This window comes from Amycolatopsis acidicola, assembly GCF_007713735.2.
In the GTDB taxonomy this organism is placed as follows: Bacteria; Actinomycetota; Actinomycetes; order Mycobacteriales; family Pseudonocardiaceae; genus Amycolatopsis_E; species Amycolatopsis_E acidicola.
Genome location: NZ_VMNW02000058.1, coordinates 48692 through 55467, shown reverse-complemented (window position 1 = coordinate 55467; position 6776 = coordinate 48692). Strand labels below are relative to the sequence as shown.

8 protein-coding genes are annotated in these 6776 nt (G+C 69.1%); 3 read left to right on the top strand and 5 right to left on the bottom strand.

Features of this window, described 5'->3' with window-relative positions:
- Positions 1–271 precede the first annotated feature (271 nt).
- Complete coding sequence (mgrA, locus tag FPZ12_RS30250; protein ID WP_144757908.1) at positions 272–1318, bottom strand: L-glyceraldehyde 3-phosphate reductase; 1047 nt, start codon at positions 1316–1318, stop codon at positions 272–274.
- Positions 1319–1421: 103 nt separating this feature from the next.
- Complete coding sequence (locus FPZ12_RS30245; protein WP_144757909.1) at positions 1422–2279, bottom strand: haloalkane dehalogenase; 858 nt, start codon at positions 2277–2279, stop codon at positions 1422–1424.
- 87 nt (positions 2280–2366) lie between these two features.
- Here FPZ12_RS30245 and FPZ12_RS30240 point away from each other — a divergent pair, with 87 nt between their 5' ends.
- Positions 2367–2825: a MarR family winged helix-turn-helix transcriptional regulator gene (locus FPZ12_RS30240; RefSeq protein WP_144757910.1), complete on the top strand. Its 459-nt coding sequence runs from the start codon at positions 2367–2369 to the stop codon at positions 2823–2825.
- Positions 2826–2856: 31 nt separating this feature from the next.
- Here FPZ12_RS30240 and FPZ12_RS30235 read toward each other — a convergent pair whose 3' ends face one another.
- Positions 2857–3423 carry a TetR/AcrR family transcriptional regulator gene (locus tag FPZ12_RS30235; protein ID WP_144757911.1) on the bottom strand — a complete coding sequence of 189 codons (567 nt, stop codon included), beginning with the start codon at positions 3421–3423 and terminating at the stop codon, positions 2857–2859.
- Between the two features lie 106 nt (positions 3424–3529).
- On the opposite strand from FPZ12_RS30235, the gene FPZ12_RS30230 reads away from it, so the two are divergent.
- Entirely contained in the window at positions 3530–4315 is a 786-nt protein-coding gene (locus tag FPZ12_RS30230) for an SDR family oxidoreductase (protein WP_144757912.1), read from the top strand.
- 98 nt (positions 4316–4413) lie between these two features.
- The gene (locus FPZ12_RS30225; protein ID WP_144757913.1) at positions 4414–5835 is read left to right on the top strand and encodes a hypothetical protein; all 1422 of its coding nucleotides are present in this window, start codon (positions 4414–4416) and stop codon (positions 5833–5835) included.
- Here the strand turns inward: FPZ12_RS30225 and FPZ12_RS30220 are convergent.
- Entirely contained in the window at positions 5822–6256 is a 435-nt protein-coding gene (locus tag FPZ12_RS30220; protein WP_144757914.1) for a DUF6292 family protein, read from the bottom strand. The two genes, FPZ12_RS30225 and FPZ12_RS30220, sit on opposite strands and share 14 nt — an antisense overlap.
- Positions 6257–6318: 62 nt before the next feature.
- Positions 6319–6759, bottom strand: a complete 441-nt coding sequence (locus tag FPZ12_RS30215; protein WP_144757915.1) for an Hsp20/alpha crystallin family protein — start codon at positions 6757–6759, stop codon at positions 6319–6321.
- Between the last annotated feature and the right edge of the window lie 17 nt (positions 6760–6776).

Below are 6776 nucleotides of genomic sequence, written 5' to 3'. Positions count from 1 at the left end.
GTGCGTGCCTCCGGGGTGGGGGCGGGGCGCCATTCGAGCGGTGGTGGCGCTCGCGCCGGGGAGCGGGCGGGTGGCAGGCCACTCGCCCGCCACCTCGCCGGGTGGTGGCGCTCGCGCCGGGGAGCGGGAGGTGAGGGCGTGCGGCGGGCACGGGTGGTCGTGCATGGGAGCGGCACGGCTCGGCATGGGTGGGCGCGTCCGTGAGCGCCGCGCGCTGGGACGCGCCCGTAGCCGTTCCGGGGTGGCGGGCAGGTTGGTGTGTGGCGCGTGGTCAGCCGATGGTGCCCTCGCGGGCGTCTTGCCACAGGTCGACTCCGGCGCCCTCCACGGTCAGTTTGTCGATCTCCGCTAGTTCGTCTTCGCTGAAGTCCAGGTTTCCGAGTGCGGCCACGTTCTGCTCGAGCTGCTCCGTCCGTGAGGCGCCGATCACCAGCGACGTGACGCGCTTGTCCCGCAGCGCCCAGGCCAGCGCCAGTTGCGCGAGTGTCTGCCCACGCCGCCCGGCGATCTCGTTCAGCGCGCGCAGCCTGCCCAGCATGTCCTCCGACAACCAGCCGGTGTCGAAGGATTTCCCTTGCGCCGCACGCGAATCCGCGGGCACCCCGTCCAGGTAACGACCGGTCAGCAACCCCTGGGCCAATGCCGTGAAGCCGATGACCCCGACGCCCTCGGCCTCGGCGGCGTCGAGCAGCCCGTCGGTTTCGATCCAGCGGTTCAGCATCGAGTACGACGGCTGGTGGATCAGCAGCGGCGTGCCCAGCTGCCGCAGGATCGCGGCCGCCTGCCTCGTGGTTTCGGCGTCATAGGAGGAAATTCCGACATACAGCGCTTTCCCCTGGCGGACAGCTGTGTCCAGCGCCGTCATCGTCTCCTCCAGCGGCGTGCTGGGATCGGGCCGGTGGGAGTAGAAGATGTCGACGTAGTCCAAACCCATCCGGCCCAGCGACTGATCCAGCGAGGCCAGCACGTACTTGCGGGAGCCACCACCCTGCCCGTACGGACCGGGCCACATGTCCCACCCCGCCTTGGTCGAGACCACCAGTTCGTCCCGGTAAGGCTTCAGGTCCCCGCGCAGGATGCGCCCGAAGTTGATCTCAGCGGAGCCGTAGGGCGGGCCGTAGTTGTTCGCCAGGTCGTGATGCGTGATACCGAGGTCGAACGCCCGCAGCGCGATCTCCCGCTGCGTTTCGAACGGCTTGTCGTCCCCGAAGTTGTGCCAGTAGCCCAGGGACAGCACCGGAAGATCGAGCCCGGACCGACCGGTTCGGCGGTACTGCATCGTGCCGTTGTAGCGTCCCTCGTCCGCGAGATAGGTCATGCCCCCACTCTGCTGCCACGGGACAGCGAAGTCCAACAGTTCTCACTGATCGCGCCCAGCAGCGGGACCGATCAATCGCGCCGTCCACTTCGGATACTCGCCCTCACACCAACTCCCTCCGGCGAGCCCAGGCGCTGACGGCCTTGGCGATGGCCTCGGGCTGATCCTCCGGGGCATGGTGACCCGAGGCTCCGCAGTGCTCGATCTCCAGGGCGGCGACGTTCTCCGCGCACCATTCCGCCATCTCCGGGCCGATCAGCAGCGTGGGCGAGGAGTCGAAAGTGAGCAGCAGCTTGGGCACGGAAACACTGGAGGCAAGCCATTTCCCGTACCCCGCGACCCGTTCGGCGACATCGGCGGGCTCCCCGTCCAGCGGAAGAGAACGCGCCCATTCCAGGATCGGGCGGCGGCTCTCCCTGGTGGGATAAGGCTCGCGATACGCCGCCTTCTCCTCCTCCGGCACCGGATTCAGCACCCCGCCGGCGAAAGCCGACTCCAGGAACGAGTTCCGCTCCAGCACCAGCTCCTCACCCTCCGGCCCGCGCATGGCCTCCGCCCGCGCCCGCGGCGCCTCCCCCAGCTCGCTCCACGACATCGGCTTCATGATCGTTTCGAAGAAGGCGACACCGCGGACGCGATCGGGATGACGGGCCGCCCAATCGAACGCCAGCGAACCGCCCCAGTCGTGCCCGACGAGTACGACCTCATCGAGACCCAGCTCGTCGAACCAGGCGTCGAGATAGCGGGCATGATCACCGAAGCGATACGGGATCTCCGGCTTTCCCGATCTGCCCATGCCGATCAGGTCGGGAGCCAGCAACCGGGCCGGGAGATCGACCGCGGACAGCACCTTGCGCCACAGGTGCGAGGACCCCGGATTCCCGTGCAGGAAAACAAAAGGAACACCGCTGCCGCTCTCCTCGTGGTGCAGCACTGAGTCGAGCACCTTCGTCTCGGGCATGAACCTCTCCTATTCATTAGTCCGACTAACACTGTTGAGATCACCGTACTTCGTTAGTCGGACTAACGCAAGGGGTATGCTCGGGTCATGGACGAACACGCGCCGGCCCCGGCGGATCGCACGGCCGCCAGGCTGCGGCGGCTGCGCACGCGGCAGCTGTCGATGGCCGCGATCCTGTCCGACCGGCGCGTGAACGAGGAACTGAACCGGGTGGACGCCCGCAAATGGCACTACGCCGTGCTCGCCACCCTCGAGGAGTTCGGCCCGCTCAGCCAGGCCGAGCTGAGCTCCCGCACCGGCATCTACCGCAGTGACCTCGTGGGCGTGATCAACGAGCTGAGCGAGCGAGGGCTGACCGAGCGCGCGCCCGACCCTGCCGACCGCCGCCGGAACGTGATCACCTTGACCGAACAGGGCAGCCGGCGGCTGGTGAAGCTCGACGAACTCCTCGCCGACGTGGAGGACAAGGTGCTGGCACCGCTGAGCCACTCCGAACGCGAACTGCTCGGCATCCTGCTCGACACGCTCGTCGAACGCCAGGACTGAGCAGGACCGAGCCGGACCGAGCCGGACTGAATCAGGACCGGACGGGGAGCAGCCCGGCCAGCTCCCGCAGATCCGTGTCCGAGGGCTCCTCCTGCAGGAACACGATGCGATAGAGCGCGTATCCGGCCCAGCTTTCGACGATGGCCGCCACGGGCAGATCCGCGGGCAGCTCACCGCGCTCGACGCCGCGCCGAAGCAGCTGTGTGCCGGGTTCGAACCGGTCGCGCAGGATGTCGCGCAACGCCATCCGGCCGTCCTCGCCGCGCTCGGCCAGCGCGCCGGCCACCACGGTCGGATCGCCGAGCAGGGTCAGCGTCCGCACCAGCCCGCGTAGGTACTCGAGGGCGTCCTCACCGACCGAGCCGGTGTCCGGCACCGGCGGCGGGGCAAGCCGGTCGGCCACCGCTTCGGTGACCACCGCCGCCTTGTTCGGCCACCAGCGGTAGACGGTCATCTTCCCGACCCCGGCCCGCGCCGCGATCGCCTCCACCGTCGCCTGGTCGTAGCCCACCTCGGCCACCAGATCCCGCGCGGCGCTCAGGATCGCTTCGTGGGCAAGGGGATCGCGACGGGGTCCGCTGCGCGGTCGCTTCGTCATCACACCTCCCGGACGGGAATAACGATACGCGACGTATCGTCTCAACAAGTGGCAGGACCCGCCAGCAGGACGAGCCCGCCGAGCGTTCCCCAGGAAGGTGGGAGTCATGGAAGACCGGTTCACCGGCAAGGTCGTGCTCATCACGGGCGGCGGTTCGGGCCTGGGCAGGGCCGCGGCGCTCGAAGTCGCCAGGGAAGGCGCCGAACTGGCGCTGGTCGACGTCAGCGAACAGGGCCTGAAGGAGACCGCGGAAGCAGTGGCGGAAGTCGCGCCCGCGGCCGAGGTTCTGACGATCGTGGCCGACGTCAGCAACGAGGAGGACGTACGGCGCTACGTCGCCGAGACGGTGGAGAAGTACGGCCGCATCGACGGCTTCTTCAACAACGCCGGTATCGAGGGCAAGCAGAACCTGACCGAGGACTTCGGCACGGCCGAGTTCGACCGCGTGGTGTCGATCAACCTGCGCGGCGTGTTCCTCGGCCTCAAGAACGTGCTCGCCGTGATGAAGCGGCAGGGCTCGGGCACCGTGGTCAACACGGCGTCCGTCGGCGGCATCCGCGGCGTGGGAAATCAGTCCGGGTACGCGGCGGCGAAGCACGGCGTCGTCGGCCTGACCCGCAACTCCGGCATCGAGTACGGGCAGTTCGGCATCTCCGTCAAGGCGATCGCGCCGGGCGCGATCATGACCCCGATGGTCGAGGCTTCACTCAAGCAGCTGGACCCCGTCAACTGGGAGGAGGCGGGCCGCCAGTTCGTCAGCGTGAACCCGATGCAGCGCTTCGGGCGCCCCGAGGAGGTCGGCAAGCTCGTCGCCTTCCTGCTCTCGGACCAGGCCGGGTTCATCAACGCCACGGTGGTCGCGATCGACGGCGGCCAGTCCGAGAAGTACTGACACCGCACCGGCCCGGGCACGCGTGCCCGGGCCATTCCGCGTCCCACGGCAGGCCGCTGGGTTGACCCGTGAAAAGTTTTCATGATTGTCTTCCGGGCATGGCCACCGTCCGCTCCGTGCTCATCGCCGTCTGCGTCGCCGTTCTTGCCGTCGTGACAACGATTCCCGCGCAAGCCGCGACACCGCCGCACAACCCGTATACCGGGCCGGACGGCACGGCCACGATGCACGGCGACACCTCGTCCTCGGACACCACTCCCCTGCCGGGGCCGGGTGCGGGGACGCTGAACTCCAAGCGGATCGCGCTCGCCTCGGCCTGCCCGACCGTGCTCGCCGGGTCCGACGGCTACCCGGTCGCGCTGTGCACGCCGATCTTCGGCCAGGTCCCCACCGTGCACCTGCTGGACCCCAGTACCGGCGACTCCCTCGCGGAACTCGCGCTCACCAAAGGAAGTCTGCTCGGCGGCGTCTACGCCTACTTGGACCAGGAGAACCGGCTCGTCGTCGTGGACGGCAGCCGGTCGCTGTTGCGGGTCGGGCACCACCGGAACGCCGACGGGGACTGGGAACTGCGCGTCGACCGGAGCCTCTCGCTCGCTTCGGCGATCCCCGAGGACGACGCGGTGACCGGGCTTTCGCCGGACTGGTCCGGCCGGGTCTGGTTCGCCACCGGCAAGGGGATCGTCGGCACCGCGGACGACGCGAGCGGCGCCGTGTCCACGGTACGGCTGCCTGCGGGAGAACAGGTCGCGAACAGCATTTCCACCGCGCCGGCGGGCACTCTCGTCACTACGACGGCGGCCACCTACCTGCTGACCGCCGGGCCGGACGGCGCTCCGCGCATCGCGTGGCGGCAGTCCTACGACCGCGGTTCCGCGCGGAAACCCGGCCAGCTCAGCTGGGGCAGCGGGTCGACGCCGACATTCTTCGGCCCGCGCGACGGCACCGACTACGTCGCGATCGTGGACAACGCCGACACGCAGGTGAAGCTGCAGGTGTACGAAACCGGGACCGGGCGCCGGATCTGCGACACCCCGGTGCTGCTCAGTGGCGGGCCCGGCAGCGAGAACTCTCCGATCGGCGTAGACAACAGCGTGTACGTCGCGAGCACGTACGGCTACCCCTATCCTGCTGTGCCGGACGGCGCGGGCCAGAGCGTTCCCGCCTCCGCAGACTTCGCCGGCGGCTTCACGCGCGTCGACGTGCGGCCGGACGGCTCGGGCTGCGATCTGGTCTGGGACAACACACTCCGCTCGGCCGCGGTGCCGAAATACTCGCTGGCGGACGGGAAACTGCACACCGTGCTGCGCGACCCGCTCATCCCGGGCACGAAGGGCACGAGCATCCTCGACCCGTACCGCTACGCCGAAATCGACCCGGCCACCGGCAATGTCGTGCGCAGCGCGACGGTCGGCGCGGGATTCCTATACGACACGCTGCAGATGGCGGGAACCGCGACACCGGGCGGCGTCTACCTCCAGGGCACGATCACCGGGATCCTGCGGATCACCGCGAACTGAGGCGCTTTTCCAGCAACGCCAACAGGTTCTCCATAGTGCCGGCTTCGCGCAGCACGACCGGGTCCGGCCTGCCGACGGTGTGGTCGTCCTCGTACAACGCACGCACGAAACGGGCGACCTTGGCAGGCGCGGGGGCGACGTCCGGGCCGCCAAGGTAGCGCAGGACGATGAGGTCCTCGCCGGAATGGGTCTCGATCGCCGCGGCCCAGCCGCGTTCCTCGTCCCACAGCAGGGCGACGTCGCGTCCCGGATAGTGGGGCAGCCTGCCCTCCAGCGCGAGGTACGCGGACACCGGGCTGTCGTGGTCCACCGTGCAGGATTCGAGCCCTACCCCGAACTCCAGCGCGACCCGGCGCAGGTACTCGGTCAGGGCGGACACGGCGGGATGCCGGCCGAGGGGGACACCGGCGGGCGCGGTCATGGTTCGCACACCTTTCCCCGTGCCGGCGGGCGTCACCCGCCGGCACGGTCGGACTCAGCGGTTCAGGATTCGATCTTCTTGCGCTCGCCGTCGCCGGTCGTGATGGCGACGCGGCGCGGTTTGGCCTGCTGGGCCACGGGAATGCGGACCGTCAGCACGCCGGCCTCGTAGTGCGCGGTGATGTGCTCGGTGTCGAGCCCGTCACCGAGGAACAGCTGCCGGGAGAACACGCCGAGCGGCCGTTCGGACACGTGCATCCGTACGTCGTCCCCGGTGGGCAGCGGGCGGCGTTCGGCCTTGACGGTCAGCACAGAGCGTTCGACGTCGAGCTCGATGGCGCCGGGATCGACACCCGGCAGATCGAAGCAGGCGACGAACTCGTCGCCCTCGCGGTAAGCGTCCATCGGCATGACCGCGGGCTTCGACCATGTTCCGGGCGCGGCGTCGAAGACCTGCTGGGCGAAGCGGTTCAGCTCGCGGAAAGGATCGGTGCGCATCAACATTCCAGCTCCTCCTTCCT